Origin of the sequence: Undibacterium sp. GrIS 1.8 (assembly GCF_040544445.1) — a bacterium.
In the GTDB taxonomy this organism is placed as follows: Bacteria; Pseudomonadota; Gammaproteobacteria; order Burkholderiales; family Burkholderiaceae_D; genus Undibacterium.
On sequence record NZ_JBEONQ010000006.1, the window covers coordinates 117,752 to 144,229 of the forward strand.

Annotated in this window: 27 protein-coding genes, 4 tRNA genes and 1 riboswitch; of the genes, 13 read left to right on the top strand and 18 right to left on the bottom strand. The window is 47.8% G+C overall.

The genetic code is table 11. From position 1 onward, the window contains the following. Window positions 1-52 precede the first annotated feature (52 nt). The 7 genes from nusG to AAKU64_RS04570 form a co-directional block, all read right to left on the bottom strand. Window positions 53-646, bottom strand: a complete 594-nt coding sequence (gene nusG / locus AAKU64_RS04540) for a transcription termination/antitermination protein NusG (RefSeq protein WP_354329703.1) — start codon at window positions 644-646, stop codon at window positions 53-55. Further along, complete coding sequence (secE, locus tag AAKU64_RS04545) at window positions 646-1,029, bottom strand: preprotein translocase subunit SecE (RefSeq protein ID WP_354329705.1); 384 nt, start codon at window positions 1,027-1,029, stop codon at window positions 646-648. Before secE ends, nusG begins: the two co-directional genes overlap by 1 nt. A 36-nt stretch (window positions 1,030-1,065) precedes the next feature. Continuing rightward, window positions 1,066-1,141, bottom strand: a tRNA-Trp gene (locus AAKU64_RS04550). A gap of 94 nt (window positions 1,142-1,235) precedes the next feature. Further along, on the bottom strand, window positions 1,236-2,429 hold the full coding sequence (tuf, locus tag AAKU64_RS04555; protein WP_322120244.1) for an elongation factor Tu: 1,194 nt from the start codon (window positions 2,427-2,429) through the stop codon (window positions 1,236-1,238). A gap of 79 nt (window positions 2,430-2,508) precedes the next feature. Then, a tRNA-Thr gene (locus tag AAKU64_RS04560) sits at window positions 2,509-2,583 on the bottom strand. 43 nt (window positions 2,584-2,626) lie between these two features. Further along, window positions 2,627-2,700 (bottom strand) — tRNA-Gly (locus AAKU64_RS04565). Between the two features lie 49 nt (window positions 2,701-2,749). After that, window positions 2,750-2,834 (bottom strand) — tRNA-Tyr (locus AAKU64_RS04570). A 282-nt stretch (window positions 2,835-3,116) separates the two neighbouring features. On the opposite strand from AAKU64_RS04570, the gene kefF reads away from it, so the two are divergent. From kefF to AAKU64_RS04590, 4 genes are all read left to right on the top strand, one after another. Then, window positions 3,117-3,719, top strand: a complete 603-nt coding sequence (gene kefF / locus AAKU64_RS04575; RefSeq protein ID WP_354329707.1) for a glutathione-regulated potassium-efflux system oxidoreductase KefF — start codon at window positions 3,117-3,119, stop codon at window positions 3,717-3,719. After that, window positions 3,719-5,527, top strand: a complete 1,809-nt coding sequence (gene kefC / locus AAKU64_RS04580) for a glutathione-regulated potassium-efflux system protein KefC (protein ID WP_322120322.1) — start codon at window positions 3,719-3,721, stop codon at window positions 5,525-5,527. Before kefF ends, kefC begins: the two co-directional genes overlap by 1 nt. A 33-nt stretch (window positions 5,528-5,560) precedes the next feature. Next, window positions 5,561-5,692: riboswitch (yybP-ykoY riboswitch) on the top strand. Window positions 5,693-5,861: 169 nt separating this feature from the next. Continuing rightward, on the top strand, window positions 5,862-6,434 hold the full coding sequence (locus tag AAKU64_RS04585; protein ID WP_322120323.1) for a TMEM165/GDT1 family protein: 573 nt from the start codon (window positions 5,862-5,864) through the stop codon (window positions 6,432-6,434). 24 nt (window positions 6,435-6,458) lie between these two features. Further along, window positions 6,459-7,268 (top strand): hypothetical protein, encoded by an 810-nt coding sequence (locus AAKU64_RS04590; RefSeq protein WP_354329709.1) that lies wholly within the window; start codon window positions 6,459-6,461, stop codon window positions 7,266-7,268. 185 nt (window positions 7,269-7,453) lie between these two features. Here AAKU64_RS04590 and AAKU64_RS04595 read toward each other — a convergent pair whose 3' ends face one another. The 5 genes from AAKU64_RS04595 to AAKU64_RS04615 form a co-directional block, all read right to left on the bottom strand. After that, window positions 7,454-8,101 carry a LysE family transporter gene (locus AAKU64_RS04595; protein WP_354361533.1) on the bottom strand — a complete coding sequence of 216 codons (648 nt, stop codon included), beginning with the start codon at window positions 8,099-8,101 and terminating at the stop codon, window positions 7,454-7,456. Window positions 8,102-8,260: 159 nt separating this feature from the next. Further along, window positions 8,261-9,817, bottom strand: a complete 1,557-nt coding sequence (locus AAKU64_RS04600) for an HDOD domain-containing protein (protein ID WP_354361535.1) — start codon at window positions 9,815-9,817, stop codon at window positions 8,261-8,263. A gap of 154 nt (window positions 9,818-9,971) precedes the next feature. Beyond that, on the bottom strand, window positions 9,972-11,600 hold the full coding sequence (locus tag AAKU64_RS04605) for a tetratricopeptide repeat protein (RefSeq protein WP_322120327.1): 1,629 nt from the start codon (window positions 11,598-11,600) through the stop codon (window positions 9,972-9,974). A 326-nt stretch (window positions 11,601-11,926) separates the two neighbouring features. Then, entirely contained in the window at window positions 11,927-12,124 is a 198-nt protein-coding gene (locus AAKU64_RS04610) for a DUF2905 domain-containing protein (protein ID WP_322120328.1), read from the bottom strand. A gap of 187 nt (window positions 12,125-12,311) precedes the next feature. Continuing rightward, window positions 12,312-13,556, bottom strand: coding sequence for a class I SAM-dependent methyltransferase (locus AAKU64_RS04615; RefSeq protein ID WP_354361537.1), 1,245 nt, complete (start codon window positions 13,554-13,556; stop codon window positions 12,312-12,314). Between the two features lie 91 nt (window positions 13,557-13,647). Here AAKU64_RS04615 and AAKU64_RS04620 point away from each other — a divergent pair, with 91 nt between their 5' ends. The 3 genes from AAKU64_RS04620 to ttcA all read left to right on the top strand — a co-directional run bounded on the left by AAKU64_RS04620 (window position 13,648) and on the right by ttcA (window position 16,004). Beyond that, entirely contained in the window at window positions 13,648-14,538 is an 891-nt protein-coding gene (locus AAKU64_RS04620; protein ID WP_354361539.1) for an SDR family oxidoreductase, read from the top strand. Between the two features lie 78 nt (window positions 14,539-14,616). Beyond that, a complete protein-coding gene (locus AAKU64_RS04625; RefSeq protein WP_322120331.1) occupies window positions 14,617-15,015 on the top strand; it encodes a dihydroneopterin aldolase in 399 nt (132 codons plus the stop codon). Window positions 15,016-15,089: 74 nt separating this feature from the next. After that, window positions 15,090-16,004 (top strand): tRNA 2-thiocytidine(32) synthetase TtcA, encoded by a 915-nt coding sequence (ttcA, locus tag AAKU64_RS04630; protein WP_354361547.1) that lies wholly within the window; start codon window positions 15,090-15,092, stop codon window positions 16,002-16,004. A gap of 96 nt (window positions 16,005-16,100) precedes the next feature. On the opposite strand, the gene AAKU64_RS04635 is transcribed toward ttcA, so the two are convergent. Then, window positions 16,101-16,595, bottom strand: coding sequence for an RDD family protein (locus tag AAKU64_RS04635; RefSeq protein WP_354329719.1), 495 nt, complete (start codon window positions 16,593-16,595; stop codon window positions 16,101-16,103). Between the two features lie 194 nt (window positions 16,596-16,789). Then, window positions 16,790-17,095, bottom strand: a complete 306-nt coding sequence (locus tag AAKU64_RS04640) for a DUF4148 domain-containing protein (RefSeq protein ID WP_354329721.1) — start codon at window positions 17,093-17,095, stop codon at window positions 16,790-16,792. Window positions 17,096-17,440: 345 nt separating this feature from the next. Here AAKU64_RS04640 and AAKU64_RS04645 point away from each other — a divergent pair, with 345 nt between their 5' ends. The 4 genes from AAKU64_RS04645 (at window position 17,441) to AAKU64_RS04660 (ending at window position 21,260) form a co-directional block, all read left to right on the top strand. Then, window positions 17,441-18,010 (top strand): sigma-70 family RNA polymerase sigma factor, encoded by a 570-nt coding sequence (locus AAKU64_RS04645; protein WP_354361549.1) that lies wholly within the window; start codon window positions 17,441-17,443, stop codon window positions 18,008-18,010. Beyond that, window positions 18,007-18,723: an anti-sigma factor gene (locus AAKU64_RS04650; RefSeq protein WP_354329723.1), complete on the top strand. Its 717-nt coding sequence runs from the start codon at window positions 18,007-18,009 to the stop codon at window positions 18,721-18,723. The genes AAKU64_RS04645 and AAKU64_RS04650 overlap by 4 nt, the downstream gene beginning before the upstream one ends. A 229-nt stretch (window positions 18,724-18,952) precedes the next feature. Further along, entirely contained in the window at window positions 18,953-20,323 is a 1,371-nt protein-coding gene (gene glmU / locus AAKU64_RS04655) for a bifunctional UDP-N-acetylglucosamine diphosphorylase/glucosamine-1-phosphate N-acetyltransferase GlmU (protein ID WP_354329725.1), read from the top strand. A gap of 241 nt (window positions 20,324-20,564) precedes the next feature. Next, window positions 20,565-21,260 carry a tetratricopeptide repeat protein gene (locus tag AAKU64_RS04660; RefSeq protein ID WP_354329727.1) on the top strand — a complete coding sequence of 232 codons (696 nt, stop codon included), beginning with the start codon at window positions 20,565-20,567 and terminating at the stop codon, window positions 21,258-21,260. 247 nt (window positions 21,261-21,507) lie between these two features. Here the strand turns inward: AAKU64_RS04660 and AAKU64_RS04665 are convergent, their stop codons facing one another. From AAKU64_RS04665 to AAKU64_RS04680, 4 genes are all read right to left on the bottom strand, one after another. Continuing rightward, complete coding sequence (locus AAKU64_RS04665) at window positions 21,508-21,810, bottom strand: YciI family protein (RefSeq protein WP_354329729.1); 303 nt, start codon at window positions 21,808-21,810, stop codon at window positions 21,508-21,510. A 175-nt stretch (window positions 21,811-21,985) separates the two neighbouring features. Then, window positions 21,986-22,822, bottom strand: coding sequence for an SDR family oxidoreductase (locus AAKU64_RS04670; protein ID WP_354329731.1), 837 nt, complete (start codon window positions 22,820-22,822; stop codon window positions 21,986-21,988). Beyond that, window positions 22,819-23,574, bottom strand: a complete 756-nt coding sequence (locus AAKU64_RS04675; protein ID WP_323491923.1) for a class II aldolase/adducin family protein — start codon at window positions 23,572-23,574, stop codon at window positions 22,819-22,821. The genes AAKU64_RS04670 and AAKU64_RS04675 overlap by 4 nt, the downstream gene beginning before the upstream one ends. 57 nt (window positions 23,575-23,631) lie before the next feature. Further along, window positions 23,632-24,210 (bottom strand): HD domain-containing protein, encoded by a 579-nt coding sequence (locus tag AAKU64_RS04680; protein WP_354329732.1) that lies wholly within the window; start codon window positions 24,208-24,210, stop codon window positions 23,632-23,634. 135 nt (window positions 24,211-24,345) lie between these two features. On the opposite strand from AAKU64_RS04680, the gene AAKU64_RS04685 reads away from it, so the two are divergent. Continuing rightward, complete coding sequence (locus AAKU64_RS04685) at window positions 24,346-25,023, top strand: Crp/Fnr family transcriptional regulator (protein WP_354329734.1); 678 nt, start codon at window positions 24,346-24,348, stop codon at window positions 25,021-25,023. A gap of 502 nt (window positions 25,024-25,525) precedes the next feature. Further along, window positions 25,526-26,356, top strand: coding sequence for a substrate-binding periplasmic protein (locus AAKU64_RS04690; protein WP_354361541.1), 831 nt, complete (start codon window positions 25,526-25,528; stop codon window positions 26,354-26,356). Window positions 26,357-26,478: the final 122 nt, after the last annotated feature.

Genomic DNA, 26,478 nt, shown 5'->3' on the forward strand with positions numbered 1-26,478 from the left:
TTTTCAGTTTTTAAATTATTACTAACTTACCGTACTGAATGACGTTAATTCTTTACACTTTTTCTACCTGACCAAAATCCAGCTCTACTGGAGTTGCTCGCCCGAAAATCGTAACAGTGACTCGAACTTTCGATTTCTCGTAGTTTACTTCTTCAACATTGCCGTTGAAGTCAGTAAATGGACCATCTTTAATTCGAACAACTTCACCCACTTCATACAATATTTTTGGCCTTGGCTTCTCAACACCGTCTTGCATTTGCTGCAAAATCTTATCAACCTCACGCTGAGGGATAGGCGCAGGCTTATTTGATTTTCCACCTATAAAACCTGTAACCTTGCTGGTATTTTTGACCAAATGCCAAGTATCGTCCGTCATTTCCATCTCAACGAAAACATAACTTGGAAATAAGCGGCGCTCTGTTACTGCTTTTTTACCGTTCTTTACTTCAATAACTTCTTCGGTAGGAACCAGAATCTGTCCGAATTTATCTTGCATTTCTGCACGCTCAATGCGCTCCATCAAGGCGCGCTGTACGCTTTTTTCCATACCAGAATAAGCATGAACTACGTACCATCTTTTAGCACTTTTAGGCACAGAAACATTAGGTTCTGCACCATCTTGATCTTCCTGAATGTGCTCAGTCATTATGATTTCCATCCAAGAACTACATCTAACAATAGAAATTCGAGAAATTTATCAGTGCCCCAGAGAAAAAGAGCCATTACAAATACAAACCCAAATACAACTGCAGTAATTTGACCAGCCTCCTTACGAGTAGGCCAAACAACCTTTTTTACTTCGCGCACTGATTCTTTGGCAAAAGAAACAAAGTTACGCCCGGTTTCTGACGACCAGATCAATCCGACAGCAACCAATAAACCAACAACTAACGCTGCCGCACGAATATAACCCGGCTGATTCACAAGGATATAAAAAGCAGCAACACCAGCAACCGCAGCAACAATCGCCAGAATGATTTTATATTTATCATTCGTTGTGCTTACAGTTTGTACGGATTGGTTAGACATACTTTATTTACTTTCGGCGCCTTGTGGCTTTGATGGTGGCAGGGGCGGTAGGAATCGAACCTACAACCTTCGGTTTTGGAGACCGACGCTCTGCCAATTGAGCTACACCCCTACAACTTAGAACGACTTGACGAATATAGCGGCCTTGGCAAGCCGCTATATTTACTTCGAAATCAACTCAAAAACTTCTACAAACTCTGACTGAATTAATCGGCCAAGATTTTAGCAACAACACCAGCGCCAACTGTACGACCACCTTCACGAATCGCGAAGCGCAAGCCTTCTTCCATCGCTATCGGGTTGATCAGCTTGACTGTGATAGAGACGTTGTCACCTGGCATGACCATTTCTTTATCCTTCGGCAACTCGATCGAGCCAGTTACGTCCGTTGTGCGGAAGTAGAACTGTGGACGGTAGTTGTTGAAGAATGGTGTGTGACGACCACCTTCGTCTTTGGACAAGACGTAGATTTCACCTGTGAAGTGGGCATGTGGCTTAATAGAACCTGGCTTTGCTAACACTTGACCGCGTTGTACGTCTTCACGCTTAGTGCCGCGCAACAATACACCAACGTTGTCGCCTGCTTGACCTTGGTCGAGCAATTTGCGGAACATTTCAACGCCGGTGCAAGTCGTAACTGCAGTGTCGCTGATGCCGATAATTTCTAATGATTCACCAACTTTGACGATACCGCGTTCGATACGGCCTGTTACTACGGTGCCGCGACCGGAGATGGAGAAGACGTCTTCTACTGGCAACAGGAAAGCGCCGTCAACAGCGCGTTCTGGTGTTGGGATGTAGCTGTCTAGTGCATCAGCGAGTTTCATGATGGCTTCTTCGCCCAGTGGACCTTTGTCGCCTTCGAGCGCCAATTTCGCGGAACCTTGGATGATTGGCAGGTCGTCGCCTGGGAATTCGTATTTGGACAGTAATTCACGTACTTCCATTTCAACGAGCTCTAACAATTCAGCGTCATCAACCATGTCGCATTTGTTCAGGAATACGATGATGTAAGGAACACCAACTTGGCGTGCCAACAGGATGTGCTCACGAGTTTGTGGCATTGGGCCGTCTGCTGCGGAGCAAACTAAGATCGCGCCGTCCATTTGTGCTGCGCCGGTGATCATGTTTTTAACATAATCAGCATGGCCTGGGCAGTCTACGTGGGCGTAGTGACGATTGGCTGTTTCGTATTCTACGTGGGCTGTGTTGATCGTGATGCCGCGTGCTTTTTCTTCTGGCGCTGCGTCAATTTGATCGTAGGCTTTGGCTTCGCCGCCAAACTTTTTGGACAATACTGTCGCGATCGCTGCCGTCAATGTGGTTTTACCGTGATCTACGTGACCAATTGTGCCTACGTTGACGTGCGGCTTGGTGCGCTCAAACTTACCTTTTGCCATTTTAGACTCCTAACGATTTTGATGAGAATGCTCAGGCACACGCCCGACAACTTTTAGATTTGAAACCAACACAGAAACATGGTGCCCTTGACGTGGATCGAACACGTGGCCTCTCCCTTACCAAGGGAGTGCTCTACCACTGAGCTACAAGGGCAGCTTGCTTTGCGCAGCATTTATGCTGCACAAAAATACAAAACTGGAGCGGGTGAAGGGAATCGAACCCTCGTCATAAGCTTGGAAGGCTTCAGCTCTACCATTGAGCTACACCCGCAGGGGCCACCACTTCAGCCGCACAATTCACGTACGGTAATTTTTTCCTGTGGTGGAGGGGGCTGGATTCGAACCAGCGTACTCAGAGAGAACAGATTTACAGTCTGTCGCCTTTAACCACTCGGCCACCCCTCCGCAGGGAACCCCGAATTATGGAGATGTTCGATTCGACTGTCAACAGCTTTTTTGGAATGCGGGCTGATTTTTCTCTTGGTTTGGTTTTAAAGCTTTTGAATTTTGCTTTTGTGTCGAATACACGACGCGAACTATTGACTATCAGGAAACAATACTAGGCTTGTGCAAAATAAACACTTATAAGTAAATGATCAGAGAAAGAGCAGCGTAAAAATACGCTAGGATGTTTTGCTATCTGTGCATCTAAACATCGAATCTAATTCCATTGTCCCAAACAAAATTATGCCCCCGCCCTCCATTTTATTGATTTGCGCCCATCCTGCGCTGCATCGCTCCCGCGTCAACCGAAGGATGATTGATGCCGCAAAGACATTGCCTCATGTCCATGTACACAATCTATACGATCGTTATCCAGATTTTTTTATAGATGTTGCAAATGAGAAATCTTTATTGGAAAAAGCCGATTTGATTATTTTCCAATTCCCAATCCATTGGTACAGCGTACCCGCTCTTCTTAAACAGTGGATGGATGTCGTGCTGGAATATGGCTGGGCTTATGGAACCGACGGCACCGCGTTAAAAGCTAAAGATTTTTTGCTTGCCACCACCACCGGAGGTGGCAAGCAAGATTATCAGGCGGAAGGAGCCCATCGCCATGAATTCGGCTTATTCTTACCCCCACTGCAACAAACTGCACATCTATGTGGAATGAACTGGTGCAAACCGCATTTGCTGTTTGGCGCTGATCAGGCAGACGAGGTTACCGTCAATCAGCACTGCCAAGAATATCGCGACTTGTTGAATACCTATCCTGATTGGATACCGAAGATCACGACGCCATCGGACCCAATTCATTACCCCGCATCAGCGCAAGAGGCTCCTTGATGGAAAATAATTTGTTACTTAATGCACTGATTTATCTGCTGGCAGCCGTGATTGCCGTACCAATTGCGAAGCGTTTAGGCTTAGGTGCAGTGCTGGGTTATTTACTGGCAGGTATGGCGATCGGTCCGTGGGGCTTTCGGTTGATTGAAGATGTACAGGTCATTTTGCACTTTTCAGAATTCGGCGTGGTGCTACTGTTATTTGTCATTGGGCTTGAATTAGAGCCGAAGCGATTATGGGCAATGCGACGTCCCATCTTCGGCTGGGGCGGAGCACAAGTGATTGGCTGCGCCGGTGCTTTATTCCTCGCCGGTCTTGCATTTGGTGTCGACTGGCGAACTGCACTGATCGCGTCACTGGGTTTATCACTGTCATCCACCGCCATTGCGCTGGCAACGCTGGAAGAACGTAATTTAATGACGACTCCCGCTGGTAGCGCTAGCTTTTCTATTCTTTTGTTTCAAGACATTGCAGCGATTCCGATGATTGCACTGATTCCCTTGCTGGGAGTCGCAGATGCGCAGGGCGAAACCGAAGGCTGGTTAGGCGGCCTCAAAGTCATCGGTGTCATCGCTGCTCTGATCGTCGGTGGTCGCTATCTAATCAGACCCATCATGCGCATTATCGCCAAAACCGGGATGCGCGAAATCTTCACTGCCTTTGCTTTACTCCTGGTGATCTCGATTGCCTTGCTGATGGAATCAGTCAATATGTCGATGGCACTTGGCACTTTTTTAGCGGGCGTGTTGCTGGCAGAATCTGAGTACCGGCATGCGCTCGAAAGCGATCTGGAGCCATTTAAAGGCTTGTTACTTGGTTTGTTTTTTATTGCCGTAGGTATGTCTGTCGATTTTGGATTATTTTTAACCAAGCCGCTACAAATTATCGGTCTGGTCTTGGTATTTTTATTCCTGAAAATGTCGGTGCTGTACTTCCTCAGTGTGCGCTTCTCGATTCCCAAAGTTCAACGCTCCCTGTTCACTTTTTTGTTAGCACAAGGTGGCGAATTTGCATTTGTCGTGTTTGCCACCGCGACTAGCGCCAAGGTATTTTCCGCTGAAACCTCCGCCCTACTGGTCGTCGTGGTTGCCTTGTCGATGGTGGCGACGCCGCTATTGCTCGTGATTTACGATAAGTGGATAGAACCGCATCTACGCAACTTGTCAAAACCACCGGACGACGAAATCACCTCACAAGATAATCCGGTCATCATTGCCGGATTTGGACGCTTTGGACAAATCATCGGCCGTTTGCTGTATGCCAACCGGATTACGTCCACTGTTCTGGATCACGATCCTGACCAAATCGAATTACTACGCAAATTTGGTTTTAAAATTTTTTACGGTGACGCCACTCGCGCCGATTTGTTGCTGTCGGCGGGTGCCGATAAAGCCAAAGTCCTGGTGATTGCGATTGATGACGTGGAAGATAGTCTGGCATTGGTTGATATCGCCAAAGAGCATTTCCCCAATCTGAGTATTATTGCCAGAGCCCGTAATGTCGGGCATTGTTACCAGCTAATGGACAGAGGCGTAACAATTTTTGAACGGGAAACCTTTGAGGCATCATTGCAATTAGGTCGGCAAGTGCTGGAGCATCTTGGTTTTGGCGTGTATCAGGCACGGCAAACAGCGATGCGCTTCCGCTCGCACAATATTAAAACGATCCATGCAGTTTATCCGCACTACAAAGATCAACAGCAAGTCGTATCGATTGCCAAACAAGCGCGGGATGAGCTGGAAGAAATGTTTAACCGCGACAAGGAAGCGCGTGAGGCGGCGCATAAAAGCGGTTGGGATGCGTCCTGAGTTTGACAGAAATCGTATGCTGTATAATCCACAACTTATTTCATTGGGGAGTAGCCTGCTTCAGCGTTTTTTCAGCAATTTGCTTATCAACGCAGAAGAAAACGCATCAACATACTTGACAACCGTCATGGTGCGTTTGGCCTTAGTAAGTACGAGCATGAGCTTGGTTATTGATTGAACTGTTAGTTGAATTATTAGTTCAGCATTAGCAGCATCAGCTAACCCGTATTTACAAAGATTGGGCAAGACCTTTGATATATGCACCTTACTTACCTGGGATTGGGCGAGAGGTGCATTTATCATTGGTTTTTATCTCGCCTGATCCGCACATCTCATGGAAGCTTTCTTCGTCTCTGCCCTTGCCATCACCATTGGTGAAATTGGCGACAAAACTCAATTACTCGCGCTGCTTCTGGCCGCTCGCTATAAGAAACCCATCCCCATTATTTTAGGGATTTTAGTCGCAACATTGGCGAATCATGCTCTGGCTGGTTTGTTAGGGCAATGGGTTGCCAGCCACGTCTCCCCTACCATTTTGCGCTGGGCATTGGGCTTATCGTTTCTGGCAATTGCGGCCTGGACGCTGAAGCCAGACGAGATGGAAGAGAATACCGTTACCGAGGGTCGTTACGGTGTTTTTATAGTGACCTGCATTACATTTTTTCTGGCAGAAATCGGCGACAAAACGCAACTTGCAACCGTCGCCTTAGCTGCTAAATACAGCAATCTAGGTCTGGTCGTTGCGGGTAGTACCTTGGGTATGTTGATAGCCGATGTGCCTGCGGTGTTCCTTGGTAAAGTCGCCTCGCCAAACTTTCCGTTCAAGCTGGTACGTTGGATCGCCGCCGCTATTTTTGCAGTTCTGGGTATCGTCGTATTGACGGGACTCGGCAATCAATTTTTTTGAATTTTTAGAGTAGATCAGATCGACATGACGACATTTAGCTTACCCGCAGGAACACTGGTCAAATACGGCACTGTCTCCACCCAGCTGTATCCGATTTTGCGTAACGGCATTCACGCTGGTAGCGCTCGCCAAGGCTTGCATACCGGAGCTGAACAGGCTCATGTCGAGAACGGCATTTACGTCGGCGAACTAATGGCCTACTTCGCCGCCTGCATCGCCTTCCGTCAAACCACCAGTGAATTGCATGCGGCGCATGAAGCAACGCTGGGCACCTTTATCCAGGCATTGCAAGAAGCACGCGGAGAAAAACCGAAGATGCCAGAACTGGAAGACATCGCCGTGCAAGCCGGTTTGCCAGTGGTGTTAGAAATCGAGTTGGGTGAAGCCTGCGTACTGCATGCCGATCAACAATTTATTGAAGCCGACAATGCGGAAAAGAGCTGGAAGCTCTGGCGTAGTGTCGCGATTACCCGCGATGGCGGCATTCCGGCAAGCTGGGTCAAACGCTTCTATTTTCCGCGCTTGCTAGATTATCGGGATGTGGGCAGTTCACGTAACCCTAAGATGCTGGAGCAAACAACCGACAGCGCATTGATGGTCGGCGGCTTGATGCAGTATTGGCACAAAGATACGCCCGGTGATTTATTACTGGCATTTAAACAGCAATACAAGCGTACCAATTTCTCGCAAACCAGTAATTTTGATGACACCGCGCTGGAACGTTTTTTCAATCTCAATGCCATGCTTGATCCGGCAACGCGTTTGCTGAATCAAATGAGTATCTGGCAAGACATTGATGCGCTGGCGAAGAAGCAAGAAATTCCGCTGGACTAAGCTGAGCGAAATCGCGTGTGTGTATTGAGGGGAATAAGGGGATTATTTAATATACTCCCCTTTATTTTATTAAAATATGCTTCATTGCCCAAGGATTGTATGGACAACTAATATATACCTACCTAGAGTATATAATTTATTGTCTATATCAATCAGTCGCAAACTGAAGTGAATTGAGTCGCAATTTAAGTACCCGGACTGCGCTTAACAAAAAATAACGCCGCGCCAATCGCCATTAAAATCCCGCCGAAAAAGCGATTCTGCTTTTTCACTAAACGTGGATCGCGGAAATAGCGTTGCATCGATGACGCTGCCCATGCATAGCTATGCATCACCACCAAATCTACAGCGCACATCGTCATCCCTAATATCAACAGCTGCGGCAACAAGGGCGCGTCGTGGCTAATAAATTGCGGCAACACCGCCACCATAAAAATGATCCCTTTTGGGTTCGTGGCATTGGTCAAAAATCCAATTAAAAATCGCTTACGCAAATCCGGTGCCGTCGATGCTTGCGATGCCAAAGCACCTTCATTAGCACTGACATCGACTTTGGCACGGCATTGGCTAATGCCTAAATAAATCAAATACAAGGCACCGATGATTTTGACAGCGCTGAAAGCAAATTCGGACGCCATCAAGATAGATCCTACGCCAGCACCGGCAATCGTAAACACCAATAGCAAACCGGCTTGCAAGCCCATGATGGTGCCGCTCGTTTTTTTAACGCCATAATTTAAGCCATGCGCCATCGAGAGTACGGCACCAGAGCCTGGGGAAATCGCAATCAGGCAGGCTGCGAAAAAAAAGGTAAGCCAGAGGGTAAACGTCATGATGAGTCCGTAAGTATTTTGAGCAAGAGCGAATAAGCCAGGCAGCAAGTTTGCTGGGGGTCTATTTTAATCTGTGGAAGAAATTCGAGGACAAGCGCATCACAAAATAAGAGAAATAAAATTTTTATGCTTACTTATTTGCTATTGGACTGGCTTTACTTAGCCACGCATCATGGCGGCTAATAATTGACTCTTTAAGGTTTTAATCAATGCAGTTTCGTCAGGAGGGACGCCCTCTTCTGCCGCGATTGCACGGTCTGCATAAAAAAATCCCAATGATTTTTTCTGGATGACGAGCGGTAGTACGATAAAGCTCAGAGCATCTGGTAACAGCGCACGATGCCAGCTTGGGAGCAGTTTTTGTATCTTCGGAGCGGTCGCATCAGAGATCATCAAATCCGCATTATTGGTCATGGCCAAATGAAACACATCTTGCTCTACTTTCATCGGGAATACAAAACCTCGCTGTCGCTCTGCATACAGTTCGCCAACTGACACACGTGCCATAAAGCTGGAACTGGACGGGTCTCGCAAACAAACCGTGGCGAAGCGAAAACCCATGCTGCTGTACAAGGTCTCCAGCACCAGCAATATCATGTCATTGAGTTTGATTTGATCAGAAGCTAGCATTTGCGTGACGTCTTGTACCCCTGCCAGCAAGAGGTCACGCGCATTGCGTGGCTTGCCGCTAGCGTAGCGTTCAGCCTGCTGCATTTGATCTGCATTAAAACTTTTTAGCAAAAATTCGCTAGGGAATTCGCCGTCTGCAGAGAGCATTTCGTCGGTATCGCCAGCAGCTGGAAGAGCGATGTCCATACTCTCTGCTAGTTGTCTGGTTTCTTGCGTCACTCGCGCCAGCATTTCTTCCAGCTTAATTTGATCCAGCTCTAATACTTTGCCAAATTTTTGCAGTAAAGGTTTGCAGCGTACGCTCAGATTATCTGTGCCTGTGGTGAGTACCAGACTCGCTACGCCATCGCTAAAGGTGGCGACTTGCTTAAGCCACTCGTTGCGATGGCCGGCTTTTTTTTGTTCACCGGCGGGTAATGCCCCCAGCGATTGAATAATGGTGTCGGGAATTTTCCAATCCTGCAATGCCATCTCGCCAAAACGGTCATAACTGCAACCTAACAACAAGCTGGAGGCATCGGCAGCATTCGCCTGCCCGCTTGTCTGCATGGCCTGTATACGTCCATATAAAACATGATCAAACGAGGCGACTAGAACCCGTCCAATATTTTTAAACAAAGCAGCAACAGCGGCTTCTTCTGCATCTTGATAATGACTACGCTGCGCCAGTTCACGTCCGACGATACTGGCGCAAAGCGCATGTACTAGCTCTTTGCGGACACTTTTCGCATGTTTTTTATCTTTAAAACAATCCACCAGCAACATCGCCAATGCACCGGTTTTTACCGTGTCAAACCCGAGCAAAAAAATCGCTCTTGAAATCGTAGTGACTGGGGCGGTAGCCCGGGTGCGGTAGTGAATGGTGTTTGACAAACGCAATATTTTTTGCGTCAGTGCTACGTCAGCCAAAACAAAATGTGCCAGCTTGGCGATCGAATCTTCGCCAGAAGACGTGATCTCCACCACCTTGGATACGACTGCCCCCAAGGTCGGCAAAGTAGCATCTTCTGCAATTTTTCTGAGCAAGCGATCACGCGCAATTTCTGGCGCATTCTGCTCTAAATTAACGGAGGTATCGATAGGCATAGATAACAATAAGTAGGTACGCTGGCGATTGGCTTGCTCGTTTTAGATCGTGCTTTGGTTGTGCTTTGTTTTGCTTTGATTATGCGTAATTTGATTACTACGCCAAACTCAATGCGTCCTACTTTGCTTCTCTTTTTGTTCTTAATTTATGTATCTATTTCACTTTTCTTACTGCGGTAATACCATATTTCTTTTGAAGCTCATCATACAAACCCTGAATCGCTTTGAGTCGCGGGTTCATCGGGTCCAGGCGACGCGCAGATTCGATTAGATGTTTGGCCTGCTCCCCGATCTGATTGTCCCAACCCAGATTCTCCAGACACTTCAGCGCTGCCAAAGCCGCGTTCATCACGACTTGCGGATTATCTGGCGATTTACGAGCGGCGGTTGTGAGTAATTCTACCGAGCCGCGGAAATCACCTTGCTTGGCTTTTTGCACACCTTGCGCTACCAAATCCATGACTTCTTTTTGACTTTGCTGTGCCAACTCTTTTGCCAGATGTCCTTTGCCTACGCTCTCAAATACCCCGATCGCGCGGGTCATCATTTTTTGGTTAGTGGCATTACGCATCACGTCAAGAATGACCTCAGTGGCCTCACCCTCTTGATCATTTTCCAGACAGCTTTTGGCTAAACCTAATTTCAGATTGGTCGACAAGCCTATATTTTCGCGGCTGGCGGCAACTGCTGCGCCCAACTCGTCACCGAGGCGCGCATCACCCGTAGCGGCATGGATTTTAGCCGTAGAAATCGCACGGCAGGCTGCAGTCTTTTTCAGCCCGACCATGTTTTTTTCCATGTCGCGGATGACCGATTTTGCTTGCTCGTTATCGCCTTTTTTGACTAAGGCATCCACTAATTTGACATGGTCCTCGGGGTCACGGAATTCTGAGAATTTGGCTTTGGCGACGACTTTTTTAAAAGTGGCTTCGGCAGTTTCTATATCCCCTGTTTCTAGGGCGATTTCACCCAGGCGACGCAAGCGACGTACTGCGTGGGGTGATACTTCGATGGCGGTTTCCAGCACTGTCTGTGCCTCGGGCAACTCGCCGATCGCTTCGTGAGTTTTAGCCAGCCAGTCGTAGGCGTCCATGTATTTGTTATTCTCAGCAACCAGCGTTTTGAGAATATCTTCGGCCTCTTCAAAGCGCCCTTGCATAAATAGAGTTTTGGCTAGACCGAGTTTGGCCCAGGCCACGGCTTTCATTTCAAACAAAGCAGTGTAGAGCGCCTCTGCCTCGGCGGCTTCGCCCAGAACGACATGCAACTCGGCACGCCAGCGCATGAAGTCAACGACGTATTTGGGATAATCTCGCTCGCCGTGATGGCAGGCGGTAATCGCTTCGACCAAAGCACCTTGCTCCATCAGAGCGAAGATTTCGACAAACGCTTTACGTTTTTCGATTGCCTTGATCACACGCTCTAGCAGCATGTCGGCGGTGAAGGGTTTTAATAGATAATCGGAAGGTGCCAGCTCTGCCGCACTAACCACTTTGGCGTAAGCACGCTCGGCCGTAACCATAATAAAGATGGTAGAAAGCGGTGTCAGTTTGTGGTGGCGCACGTCTTCTAATAATTGCTGACCATCCTGGCCTACGCCAAGATCGTATTCACATAAAATCAGATCAAACACTTTGGATTGGATAGTACGGATCGCTGTACCAGCGGTCAAAGCATGTTCAATTTTAGTTATGCCGCATAAATTCAGCATATTGTGCAAACTGACCCGCATGCCTGCATGCGGCTCAATGAGCAATGCTCTTATTTCAGCTAAATCGCTCATGGACACCTTAGGTATTCGTTATTTTTATCGGGATGCTGACTTGCCGCCTGCAACTTGGATTTCGCTTGAATTTTAGTTTTAGCTTTAGTTTCAACCTCAGTTTCAAACTTAGCTGCAACCAAACTTCGTTGCTCGGGCGCAATGTCTTTAAATTGACGGTCTCAATGTCTAAAACTTTAACCTATCCAAAATGGCTTTGGGCAATTTTCAAGCTAGCTTCACGCTAAAACCACATTCAACTGGTTTATGGCGGCTAACTCAGTTGCGAACTCAGGCGCTAGATGAGTGACTAAGTAAATAAGCAACTAACGGTCAGACGTGTCAGCTTATTTGAGGAAGCGCGCCAACAAGAGCACGACCAAGGACAAAATAATGGTCGAGGCAAATGGCAGAGAGAAAACCCGACCAAACAATTTAAAGCGCACATCGCCAGGCAAACGCCCTATCCCCAGTTTTTCTAACCAAGGTAATAAGGCGCTAAAGACGATTAATGCGATAAAAATCGTGAGTACCCAGCGTATCATTGCCAAGCCTCTGAAGTGAGGCTAGAAAATACGGCTAAATTGGCGATGAATATCATATACTCCCCTAATTTTTTTCTAAATACCGCTGACTGTCCAGACTTTAATTGGACGATTAAAATATACTTAATGGGAGTATATATGTATAGATCACTTCATCATTCTGCTTAAAGTACGCCTTATCGACTCTCTATAATCGATGACTACGGTCGTGTCGCAATAATCTGGCATCCAGTTCTACTCCCGCACCAACCACCAAGACTTTAAATAACTCCCCCATCTCGGCAGGAGAAATCAGCTTTTGCAGAGCGTTGGCTTTTGGCAGATACGCCATGGGGTCGCTGGCGGAGGTGCGCATAAGCAATTCACCGATGCCGGCTTCCAGCAAAAATCCCGCCTGGCTGACATAAGCTAACAATTCCAGCCCACCTGCTTGCGCTGCGAGCGCCATGCTGGTGAAATCCACATGCGCCGTAATATCTTGCAAACCCGGCAAATAAAATGGATCGGGATGCGCATGGTGCCGATAGTGACACATCAGCGTGCCCTGCGTACGTTGATCCAGATAGTATTCATGCGCAGGAAATCCATAATCAATCAAAATGGCGAGCGCGCCTTTGCCGCTGAGTTCAATCCCCTTTTTCAGCATTGCAGCCAGGCTGCGCATAAAGCCTGCGGCAACCGGATGGAGTTCCGTCATGTATCCCAGTGGAAGCTGATCAGCGTCGGGGATTTGTGCCAGCAGCTGCGACTCTAATTGTGCATCCATCTCGCGGTCAGAAAAAATCAACTCCGGGCCTTGCTTGATCGTGCTCTCTGCCGCGGTGCGCTCAGGCTCAGCTTGATTGCGTAGGCTCACACCGACTTCGCGCCAGCCCCGTTCTGTCTTCACCACCAAATGCACTGGCATAGCGTCCAGTACCTCGTTACCCAGTACAACGCCACAAAAAGCTTCAGGCATTTGTTGCAACCATTGCACCTGCGGGAAATTTTTCAGCAGGTCTTCTTGTCTTGCTCTTAGCTCGCCGGACAATTCCACGATAAAATAGCGCTCAACGGCAATCCCAGCAGCCTGACATTCTGACAAGAAGTCAAACGCCAGTCTCCCGGTACCCGCCCCGAATTCCATCACTTGCGCACTGGTTTGCGCTAATAAAGAGGCTGCCAGTTGCGCCAAGGTCGCACCAAATAGCGCTGACATTTCTGGCGCGGTTGTAAAATCGCCGTCTTTGCCTAGTTTTGCCGCACCACCGCTGTAATAACCTAGATCCGGCGCATACAAAGCCAGTTCCATATAGCGAGCAAACGAGATCCAGCCTGCATTTGCGTCAATCTGTTGAATAATGTGCTGCTGTAAAGCCTCAGAGGCCGCCTGGGCATCGGCGCCGGGTGCAGGTAATGTAAGTTGCTGTCGTGTGGAGTGAGATAGTCGCATAGCCGCATTGTATAAAAATCGTCGCCTTCAAGGTGTAATTAAAGGTGAAATTTAAGATTAAAAAGAATCAGCCGAGTAAGAAAGTATCGCCATGACAATTACCATTACAGCCGCTGATTCAGCCGCTCTTTCAGCATCTGATACCGCATCCGCTTCAGCTACCAAGACAGAAACGGCCATCAATTCGCCATCAGGTTTGACGCAAGATGGTTTGACACGAGTGGTCTTGGTCACCGGCGCCGCCAAACGCATCGGTCGCACCATTGCGCTGACTTTGGCGCAGCGTGGCTGGGATGTTGCGGTACATTATGGTCGCTCAGAAGAAGAAGCGCTTGGTGTAGTGGCGGAGATCAAGGCCATGGGCAGACGCTCAATTGCCTTGCATTGTGATCTGGCGAATGAAACTTCCGTCAAAGAGCTGCTACCCAGAGTCATCGCGGCCTTTGGCAGCGTGCAATGCGTTGTAAATAACGCCTCGCTATTTGAAGAGGATAGTATTAGCGATGTCTCCAAACTGCGTTTAGATAAACATATGCATGCCAATTTGTTAGCTCCGCTTTTGTTATCACGGGCTTTACATGCAGCCACGCCGGATGGGCAACAAAGCTGCGTGATTAATTTGCTGGACCAAAAGCTGCAAAATCTGAATCCTGATTTTTTGTCGTACACCCTATCCAAAGCAGCCTTGCAATGTGCCACAACGACCTTGGCACAGGCACTCGCACCCAAGGTGCGCGTGGTTGGCGTATCGCCCGGGATTACGATGGTGTCCGGCCACCAGACTGCCGAAGATTTTGCGCAAGCACATCAAGTCACGCCGCTGGGTCGCTCTAGTACACCTGAGGATATCGCCAATACGATTTGCTTTGTCGCCGACATGCCTGCGATTACCGGCACGACCATCATGGTGGATGGCGGCCAGCATTTGCTGCCGTCTGCACGTGACATTATGTTTTTAGCGACCTCGGCGACAACTAAATAAAGATCTTATTCCTTACCCGTATTCGACCTACTGTAGTTTTACAATTCCATAATTCCATTACATTGAACTGACCCCATCATGCTATCTGTCCTCCACTATCCACAACTCGCCGATTGTCGTCGTTTATTTTTGCGTAATTACGAAGTCATGATCAATATCGGGGTGCACGATTTTGAGAAAAAAGGCGAGCAACGCGTGATCATCAATGTAGATTTATATATTCCGCTGGCGCTCTCTACGCCATCCGCAGATCATCTGGACGAAGTAGTAGATTATGATTTTATCCGCGAAACCATCGCACAACGTATGGCACAAGGACACGTTCATTTACAAGAAACCTTGTGTGACGATGTCACCAAAAGTATGCTGGCACATCCTCGCGTGCGCGCAGTTCGGGTCTCGACCATGAAGCCTGATGTCTACCCCGATTGCGAAGGTGTGGGCGTAGAAGTATTTCAAATTAAAACCGACATTTAAGCGCCATCATGCAAGTACAAGAAACCAGTTTTGCCGATTTGTCTAATTTGTCTAATTTACCTATTACCGGCGCGATGCCAGTGCAGACACCAGTTAGGCAAAAGTCGCAAGAAAAAATCACTTACGAAAATAATAAGCTGCACAAGCGCCTGTGCCGCCAGGTTGGTCAGGCGATCGGTGATTTTAATATGATAGAAGAAGGCGACAAGGTCATGGTCTGCCTGTCCGGCGGCAAAGATAGTTATGCCATGCTGGACATTTTAATGACGCTGCGCGAACGCGCACCGATCAATTTTGAGATCATCGCCGTCAATCTCGATCAGAAGCAACCTAACTTTCCCGAACATATTTTGCCTGCGTATCTGGAGAAACTGGGCGTCCCGTATCACATCGAAAATCAAGATACCTACAGCATCGTCAAGCGCCTGATCCCGGAAGGCAAAACCACCTGCTCGCTATGCTCCCGCCTGCGCCGTGGCATTTTGTATCGGGTTGCAGATGAACTGGGCGCGACTAAAATCGCTCTCGGTCACCATCGCGACGATATTTTAGAAACCTTTTTTCTGAACATGTTTTTCGGTGGCAAACTCAAAGGCATGCCCGCAAAATTGCAATCCGACGATGGGAAACATATTGTGATTCGTCCGCTGGCTTATGTGAAGGAAGAGGATTCAGAACGCTACGCTCAGGTCAAGCAATTCCCGATTATTCCTTGCGACCTCTGCGGTTCGCAAGAAAATCTGCAGCGTAAGCAAATCAAAAATATGTTGCGTGGCTGGGAAAAGACTAATCCTGGTCGAGTAGAAAGTATATTTTCGTCACTGACCACGGTGGTGCCATCGCACTTGATGGATAAAAATTTGTTTAGCTTTACAGATTTAAAAATCGATGGCGTAGCGAATGCCAACGGCGATATTGCCTTTGATGACGAACCCTGCGCAACGCCATCGAAGAATGTGATTTCTTTCAATCTGGGGATGGAAGACTAGTCGCTCTGTCTTTTCTGCGCCTATCTGTATTTATCTGCTCTGCTGCCCGGCGATGCCCGCATCGCCGGAATTAGCACTATGCACTCGCTGTGTGACTTAAGCTTCAAAAACCACTTTTTGAATTCTATTTTTCCGCCGGACCACCACCGTACCTGCTAATTTGTCATGCCAGCCTTGCTTGCGCGGATCAAAGGCGACCCAGAGTAAACCCAGTCCCAGGGGGATAGTCGACACGTAATAGCCAAGATAGCGAATAATCAATTGCGTTTTAGTCGGCTCTTTACCAGTTTTGGCATCTACAATCTTGGCAGAAATAGCATCTTTGCCCGGCGTCGACTGGCGCTTTATCCAAAACACAATCACCGCAATCGCTGGAAAAATCCAAGACATTAAAAAATCGGCAGGCCCCCGTGCCAACGAGAATGTATCGGCGCCAAGACCAGAACTTGCCGGACTGACATAGGCCCAGCCATAAATCGCAATCAGGATCGGGTATATCACGACGGCTAAAAGTAAAGAATCAACTATACAAGCACCAACCCGCGCCCAAAATCCTACGTATTCCAACTCGTCAACTTCATCTTGTGGCATGGATATTCCTTAGCTAAGAACAAAAAAGCAAACATTCAGATAACAACTACGACATAGTATGCTGATATTAAGTTCGCATCTTAGTAAGCGTGCCGGATAGTTTCTTTCTTAAATAACATCTTCATATCAATCCCCTTACGCAAAACAAAAAAACGCCGTCACAAGGACGGCGTTCATGTCGGAGAAAAAACGACTTATTTGTTTTGAGAAATCTGTGTCGCTTCAACTACTGGGCGCTGTGTTTTTGCTGGTGCAAAAGAGACATATGCTTCGCCGCCGACTGGCAAACCAGCAGCACGTGCCTGGCTCAGTTCTGCGACAACTTCTGCACGGGTTTTACCGTTGCTTACAGTGTCCGTCTTAGTTTTTGTCATGCTTGGAATAGGGAAACTGACATACGCTTCGCCACCAACTTGGTTATCCGCTGCGAAAGCAACAGAACCAGTTGTAACACCAGTAGCGATCAGGGCAACAGCAGCAATTAATTGTTTCGCATTCATTTTAATTCTCCAAATAAGATAGATGATTAGGTTGATGACTCTAGGCTTGGGATACATTTGATCTCTTCTGCCTCGGTGAGTCGCGCACTGTTTGTTTCTGTTGCTGCGGTGTCGTGCTCATCGATGAAGCAAGTCTATACAACCCAGATCAATCAATAAAGGTGACTATAAGCAATAGATTGTTGCGAATAGAAGAATAATGCGATTCGACTGTGAAGAGTTTCAGCAAAATCATTTCCCTTATCGTATGATTTGGGCACTTATTCTAGAACGCGCTATTTCGCCTCGAAACACCTTGTAACAACAAGATACGAAACGGATATCCAATTGCAAAAAACATCCAAAATGGACGCTGGCCAGCTGCATATCTGGCTCGCCGGCGTCGCGCGAAAAGACGCAATTGCGTTTAGATCGCTTTATGATGCAACTTCTCCGAAACTGTTTGGCTTCGCGCTGCGTATATTAGTTAAGCGCGAACTGGCGGAAGAAGTGTTGCAAGAGAGTTTTGTCAACATTTGGAACAATGCCGCCAGCTATCAGGCCAGTTTGGCCGCGCCGATGACCTGGATGACGACCATTGTGCGTAACCGCGCTTTTGATCTGTTGCGCAGACTCGACCATGATGTAGAAATTGACGCGGATAACTTTGATATGGATGTCGTACACGCGCTAGAGAGCGGCGATCTCACCCCGATACAGTCACTGGAAATGACTCAGGATGCCAAAGCACTGGCGTCGTGTATGTCACGTCTGGAAGGTTTGCATCGTCAGGCAATGGCGTTGGCGTTTTTTCACGATCTGTCACATAGCGAAGTAGCCGAACAAATGAAACTACCGATGGGCACTGTCAAGACCTGGATACGGCGCGGGCTGGATAAGCTACGCACCTGCCTTGGCAAAATGGAGATAGTATGAATATCCAAAATAAGCCCAACTTGCAGCAAAAACTAGCGGCTGAATACGTACTTGGTACCTTACGCGGCGGCGCACGTCGACGCTTTGAAGGCTGGCTCAACCGCGACGCACAATTACAGCAAGTGGTGCGCCAGTGGGAGGGCAATCTGCTACCAATGGCAGAATTTGCCAAAACTGCACAACCAGCCAATAGCGTCTGGCAAAGTCTGGAAAAACGTCTAGGACTGAATCAAAGTGCCGACCGTTGGGCGTTCTGGCGCAATCTGCGCGAAGACCTCGCCTTCTGGCGTGGCTTGGGCATGTTCTCCACTGCGATGGCGCTGGTCATGGTATCCGTCTTGTTGAGCAAACAAGTCGACCAAACCCTGCCGCCGACCAATAGCTATGTCGCAACATTGTCCAATGACAAATCCGAACCGATTGCCGTGATCACTGGCGATATCAAACAAAAGCAATTGATCGTGCATATCGTCAAAGCACAAAATATTGCGGCAGATAAGAGTTTGGAATTATGGGCAGTCAGCAAAGCCGGGACGGTTAAATCACTGGGACTGGTCGCAGACAACGGCAATATTACGCTGCCTATGCCCGACAATATGAACAGCGATAATGTGCCACTGCTGGCAGTAACACTGGAGCCTAAAGGTGGTTCAGGCAATCCTGAGAAACCGACCGGACCGATTGTCTTTAAAGGAAACTGGTTGCTGATTTAATTGTAGATGGATAGTTACCAATTAAACTGAAAAAGGAGCAAGTCGTCTTAGCGGCTTGCTCCTTTTTGTTTTGGGCTAGTGGTTTCAAATACGAAGAGCAAACTCTATAGCATGTGTTCAAGAAAGAAAAAGCATCCTGCTTTTTGATTACCTGACGCTAAGTCGTTTAGATATTTAGGCACCCCATGATAAAATTTCAACATCAAAAAATCATCTAACAGGATTCTCCATGAACGTCGTTATTCTCGCTGCCGGTATGGGTAAACGTATGCAATCTGCTTTGCCTAAAGTCTTGCATCCACTGGCTGGCAAACCCTTGTTATCGCATGTGATTGATACGGCGCGCAGTCTTGCCACTGATGCTGGCATGCATAATATTTGCGTGATTTATGGTCATGGCGGCGATCAGGTACCGAGCTTGATTGGTGCACCCGATTTACAGTTTGCCAAACAAGAACCGCAGCTTGGTACCGGACATGCCGTGGCACAGGCCGCACCAGTGCTGGATGAGAAAGTACCGACCCTAGTGTTGTATGGCGACGTACCGCTGACAACAAGTGCTAGTTTGCAGCGACTGATTGCGGCGGCGGGTAGCGATAAGCTGGCGATTTTGACGGCGGACATGGACGACCCGACAGGTCTTGGTCGTATCGTGCGGGAGGGTGGCAAGATTGTGCGTATCGTCGAGCAAAAAGATGCCAGCGAAGCCGAGAAAGCCATAACCGAAATCAATACCGGTATTATCATCGCACCGACTGCACAGCTAAAACAATGGCTGACCACGCTATCGAACAACAACGCGCAAGGTGAATACTACCTGACCGATATCGTCGCGCGTGCAGTCGCAGATGGCGTACCCGTCGTGTCAGCACAACCCGACGCCGTGTGGGAAACCCTGGGCGTAAATAGCAAAGTGCAGCTGGCGGAATTAGAACGCATCTATCAGCGTAATCTGGCGCAAAAATTATTGGAGCAAGGTGTCACTTTGTTCGACCCGACTCGTATTGATATCCGTGGCAGCCTGACGTGCGGACGCGACGTGACGATTGATGTCGGCTGCGTGTTTGAAGGCAAAGTCACGCTGGAAGACGGCGTACAAATCGCAGCGCATTGTGTGATTAAAGATGCGCATATTGCGGCCGGTACGGTGATCAAACCGTTCTGCCATATTGAAGATGCGACAGTCGGCGCGCAATCGCACATCGGCCCGTATGCACGCCTGCGCCCCGGTACGACGCTGGCCGAAGATGTCCATGTGGGTAATTTTGTCGAGATCAAAAATAGTCAGGTTGCCGCGCACAGCAAGGCCAATCACCTTGCGTATATTGGCGATGCCACCATCGGCAGCCGCGTCAACATCGGTGCCGGTACGATCACCTGCAATTACGATGGCGTGAATAAATCCCGCACGATAATTGAGGACGATGCTTTTATCGGTAGCGACAGCCAACTGGTCGCACCAGTCCGCGTCGGCAAAGGCGCAACCCTGGCTGCTGGCACCACGCTGACCAAGGATGCGCCAGAAGGTAAATTGACGATCTCACGTGCAAGACAAATCACGCTAGAGAACTGGCAGCGCCCGGTGAAAATCAAGAAGTAAATTACGCTGAAACCTGATTCAAAACCATATACTCCCCTCATAAATTGATAAATATGCTCTATTGTCAAGACTTTATATGGATAATTAAAAATACTGTATAGGAGTATATTATTTAACCATAGTACATTCCCGCGTTGATACTGCTGCTAAGCAGCCAGAAGTTGACAGCAGCATGGCCGCGGATTATGGTGAATAGAATTGATTTTTTCCTGCAACTACGTATGCCGATAGCGAGCCTCCGATGAATGTTTTCCGCCCCCTTTTGCTCTGCGCTTTCATCCTGTCTGCCGTGTCTGCCCAGTCGGTCATGGCTGGTGATTTTGAAAATGGCGTTAGTTTTTATGAAGATCAAAACTACCCAGCTGCAGTTGCCGCATTTGGTAAAGCGGCGGAGCAAGGCAATGCGAATGCGCAATTCAATCTGGGCTTGATGTATGTTAATGGCGAAGGCGTGCAGCGTGATTATGCCAAAGCGATGTCGCTCTACCAGCAAGCCGCGCAGCAAGACAATGTGCGGGCACAAGTCAATTTGGGGCGTATGTATGCCAAAGGTCTGGGCGTGGTGCAAGACTATGCCAAGGCGATGCAATGGTATAAAAAAGCAGCGGAAGCAGGCTATGCCGATGCGCAATACAGTCTGGGCACGATGTTAGCTAGCGGGATTGGTACTCGCCAGGATTTTCGGCAAGCCAAATATTATTTACAACTGGCAGCAGACCAGGGCAATGCCAGCGCCCAATACCAGCTTGGCTTGCTCTACCTCAAAGGGAATGGCGTTCCACAAAATAGTGTTGAGGCGTATAAATGGTTTAGCCTGGCAGGGGAATACGACGCTGCCGCGATGTACCGCCAATATGCGGAGAAAAAAATGAGCAAAGCGCAAATCGACGAGGCCAAACAATTAGCCGCCGAATGGAAGCCAGACACCGGAAAATAAATCACAAAGCACGTGAATGGCCGGTATAAATTTTCATTTAACGCTTCAGTAAAAAAGAACTTGTGGGCAAAAAAATATTTTTCGATGCCAGCGACCGTATCTAGCCCACATAAAAAACTATTATCTGAGGGGCTGAGATAACAGTCCAGCGTCATCTTCTACAAAACAGCTCACACAGAATAAATAGATGAAAATGGGGAGCTTGGATGTAAAACAACCGTAAAAAAAATGATTACTACATCAAGCTTTATTCGCTTTTATCAGCAGGTAATAAGTCAGCAACTATCTCAGCCGTCATCGACGGGACAAATTCTATAATCTCAAAACTCGCCACATCACCAGTAAAAAACGGATCTTCCTGGACGATGGTTTCGATCTTTGCGCGGTCCATGCTATTTGCTAAAATCACGCCGCCACTGCGCGGTACTTTGCGGCCAGCCAATACAAATACGCCGCTGTCAAAATAGCTTTTCAGATAGTCGCGATGCGGCGTCATGAGAACATCGACTTCAGCAATGGATTTGGTATAAGTAATTGAGATGATGAACATTCGGTTTCCGGGTCTTGGCAATAGTGTGTGCTGAATAAAGTAGTTGCGCGCTACGTCACTAGCTTACGTAAAAACAAATTAGCTGTCTATCTACCCAATAAAAAAGCCAGGCAAACTGTGATCTGCCTGGCTACTTGTTCAGCAATCATATCAGCAAAAAGTTGATGTTATATTTTTAATGCGGTCTGACCTCATCCTTTAACGCCGCCATCGCCATCTTCTCGACCAGACCTGGTGCAATCAGTTTTAGCCAGCGTAGCAACTTGCCTTTGCCCGACATGACGACGTCGCGCTGTCTTTGCTCCATCCCTGCGATGATCAGACTGGCACATTCTTCTACCGACATCGCATCGTCTTCCTTTAAGCCGCTGCTACCTGCCGCCACACCGGCTGCGTTATAGCCGCGGTAACGGATTTGGGTGGCGACTATGCCCGGATAGGCGATGGTGACTGCGACGCCTGCGTTCTTAACTTCTAGACGTAAGCTTTCAAAAAAACCATTCATCGCAAATTTGCTGGTGCAATAGGCGGTACGTCCCGGAATGCCCATTAAGCCAGCCAGAGATGACACGGCGACGATATTGCCACGGCTTGCTTTGATATGCGGCAAAGCGGCGTGAGTACACCAGATGCTGCCCCACAGGTTGATGCGGAACAGTTCTTCATACCAGCCCAGATCGCTGACATCGGACAACAAGGCTTGCGCAGATTTGCCCGCGTTATTGATAAGCGCATCAATCCGGCCAAAGTGATCAACCGTGCGCTGTATCAATTGCTGGCATTGCGCCTGATCGCCGACATCGGTTTTTACCACCAGCGTTGCACTGCCAAGATGCTGACATTCTGCCGCGACCGCATCTAACATAGCCTCACTGCGCGCAGCCAGTACTAAACCAAGTTTGCTGCCATAAGTTTTGGCAAGCTGCCTCGCAACTTCTGCACCAATGCCATCAGAGCTACCAGTAATGATGATGACTTTGGATGTGGAAGCTGACTTCGCAGCCCCACTCATAACTTATAACTTTCATCCGTACGATCCAATTTGCGGATCAATGATGGCCAGACAAATGCGCCGCCAAGCCCGCCAGTTTGTACCCGCATGGCTTCTGCCACGCCTTTGACGATCAATGGATTGACTTGCGTCAACTCGCCACCGGCTTGTGCCGATAATTGAATCTGACATGTCGCCTCAAAGGTGTACATGGAAAGGAAGGCATCAGCGATAGATTTACCAGCGACCAGCAAACCGTGATTGCGCAACATGAGGAAATTTGCTCTGCCCATGTCGGCTTGCAAACGCGGTTTTTCTTCATCACGGAAAGCTACGCCTTCGTATTCGTGATACGCCAATGATGCCAGTACAAAAGTTGACTGTTGTGAGATGGGCAGTACGCCACATTTTTGCGCACTAACCGCCACACCAGCGCGGGTGTGCGTGTGCAAGACGCATTGCACATCGTCACGCGCTTCATGCACGGCACTGTGGATGACAAAACCGGCAGGATTAACCGGGAAAGGTGAGTCAATAATCTTGTTGCATTGCTGATCGACTTTTACCAGCGAAGAGGCATTGATTTCATCAAACATCAGGCCATAAGGATTGATCAAAAAATGATGTTCCGGGCCGGGGATACGGGCAGTAATATGAGTAAATACCAGATCGCTCCAGCCATACATGGCGACCAGACGATAGCAAGCGGCAAGGTCAACACGGAGCTGCCATTCTTCTGCGCTGACTTGATCTTTAATTGAGGGAATATGCATGTGTGTCATTTTGATCTCCTAATTTTATGATGGAATTTTAAAACGGTATTGCTACGTTTACTCTGTCAATGCCGCTTTGTAAATCGTGTTACGTGGCTTGGCAAAAAAGCGCCTGAGCATGGGTTCAAATTCGCTGATGGGCAAAGTCTCTGCTGTGGCATCGAAAGCGGGATTATCGTACAGCTCGCAAAAGCTAGCGGTATGTTCAAAATGAGGATGGGTACGAAATTGTTCGCGCATGTCTTTATCCATTCCGATATGGTGGAAAAAATAATGTCCCTGAAAAATCCCATGATGCTGCACCATCCACAGATTAGCATCACTGGCAAAGGGCTTGAGAATCGCCGCTGCTATATCAGGGTGATTAAACGATCCTAGCGTGTCGCCGATGTCATGCAACAAAGCGCAGACGACGTAATCTTCATCACGCCCATCACGCCAAGCGCGGGTAGCTGTTTGCAACGAGTGGGTGTATCGGTCAATCGGAAAGCCACCGTAGTCGCCTTCCAGAATCTGCAAGTGCTTGATCACGCGATCCGACAAGCCTTTAGAAAACTGCATAAACTCGGCACCAATCACTTGCCAGTCTTGCTGTGTACTGTCCTGCATGCGGACGAAATTTGCACGGATAGTCATTTGTCTCACTCCAGTTAATTTTTCTTTGGTGCCTACACCATACAACCAGGCTACACTGCAAACTGTCAAATTATTTACAATTGGGATTTACATTCCAATAACCTATCACCGCGACAGAGCCTTCATCGAACCAATATGAACTCGCATCTTGATTTGTTACCGCAACTATCCAATAACCCATGGTTTGGCTCTTTGCCCTTGCGTGATCGTAAGAGCATGCTCAGCACGGTCGAGCTGCTGCGCTTGCGCCCGGGTGAAATGCTGTTCCGTCAAGGCGATGCGCCGGGCGGGTTTTATGCCGTGCTGTCGGGCACGATCAAAATGTCGACCTTGAGCGAGGCAGGTAAAGAAGCAATTTTGGTGGTACTGGAAAGCGGCACCTGGTTTGGTGAAATCTCCTTAATTGATCACCAGCCGCGTACGCATGATGCAACCGCGATGGGGCCAACCGAGATTTTGGTGCTGCCGCGCAGCATATTTGCGAGCTTAATGCAGCGGCCAGTTTTTGCTTTTGCGATTAGCAGTATGTTGGCAGCGAGAATCCGCTTGCTCTACGGCATAGTAGAAGACGCCACACTACGATCAACCTCGGCCCGCATTGCACGGCGATTATTACTGCTGGCGCACGGCGACGCGAGTATGGCAAAAGATGCGCGCCCCAAGGTAACGGTATCGCAAGAATCACTGGCAATGATGCTGGGGATTACGCGGCAAACCCTGTCTAAAGAACTTAAATTATTGGTGCAGCAAGGCGTCATCCAGCTTGGCTATCGCTGTATAGAAATTATCGCCGAAGATAAATTATCTAAATAATTATCTTTGTTAGACAAAGCTCATCAGAATAATTAGAAATGTACGGCGTTGGGTGTAGATGTCACGTGTCAATCTGAGGTCTTAAGATCACATGCTGATGTCGCATATTGGCATCAATAATTTATCGTTTTATTTTTTTTTAAGATTTGCAATAGCGTTCTTAATTTAAACATACTCCCTTCATGTATTATTTTATAGCCCCTATAAGATATGGACAATATGCTTATTTTTATAAAAATTATCGGGAGTATATTAACAATATGAAAATCAACCAGCTCTTCCATGTTGCAAATATTTTGATCTGTTGCTGTAGACACGCCTCAGCATTACAACAATTCAATTGCGGTGCAAGCAGCTATAGCCTATGTTTCTGTAATCAGCTTAACGAGGCTGGCCGCGGTGACTTGCAGCGATTTCTTATCAAAATGTCGGCGATAGATGCTGTAGTTTGAATCTCGCTCGGATAGATTGAATACAGATCAGTTTTTAACAAGGCAATCCATTGTTTGCACAACATTACCGATTAAAGATCATTGCTGCCGCTACCGTCATTCTTGCAACGGTAGCGATCAGCCCAAGCGCTGAGGCAAAATGCTCGCGGGAGATTAACGTCCCGATCTCTGCCGCCGGGCAAAGTGTCACGATCGTTGATGGCAATATTAGCGGCATTTATCCAGAGATTTTGCGTAGCTTCGGTAGTAAAGAATCATGTACTTTTATCTTTTCCGATGTGCCGCGCTCCCGTTTAGAAGTACTTTTTAATACAGGCAAAGCTGATTTATTAATCCCCGCCAGCAAAACACCTGATCGAGACAAGTACGGGATATTTATACCACTCGTCTTTAGTCGCGCGACCATCATCTCTATTGAGACGAATCGCCCTTCCATTAAAACTGCCCAAGATTTATTAGAACATAAAGAACTGAAAGTAGTGCTAGTACGCGGCTACGATTATGGCGACGCGTATCAGACGCTGGTCAAAGAGTTAAACAAACAAGGTAGAGTCATTCTGGAGGCAGACCCCGTATCGGTTGCCCGGATGTTAAAAGCCAATAAGTTTAATATCACCATCATGGCACCATCGATTTTTGTAGGTGCAATTAAAGATGATGACCGGGCAAAAGATATTCTGGACAAGCTCAGATATGAACCGATAGAAGAGTTACCCTGGGGTGACAGCGGTGTGTATATTTCCAAATCCTCGCTCAGCGAAGAAGATAAAGCATCACTTAAAGATTTACTCCAACGAGCAGAGAAAACGGGCGCAATCTGGAAAAGTTTTCAAAGTCACCATGATGCTGACGTACTGAAAGAAAGTATTCGTCCACGTTAGTATTTAAAAATGAACGGTAGGATTAAACTATGGATTAAGCCTTGGCTTACACCGCCACTCAAATCTCAATCCGCGTTTCAAACTTACTCCGTAGCATAGAGAAAAAACTCCGCACATTCCGC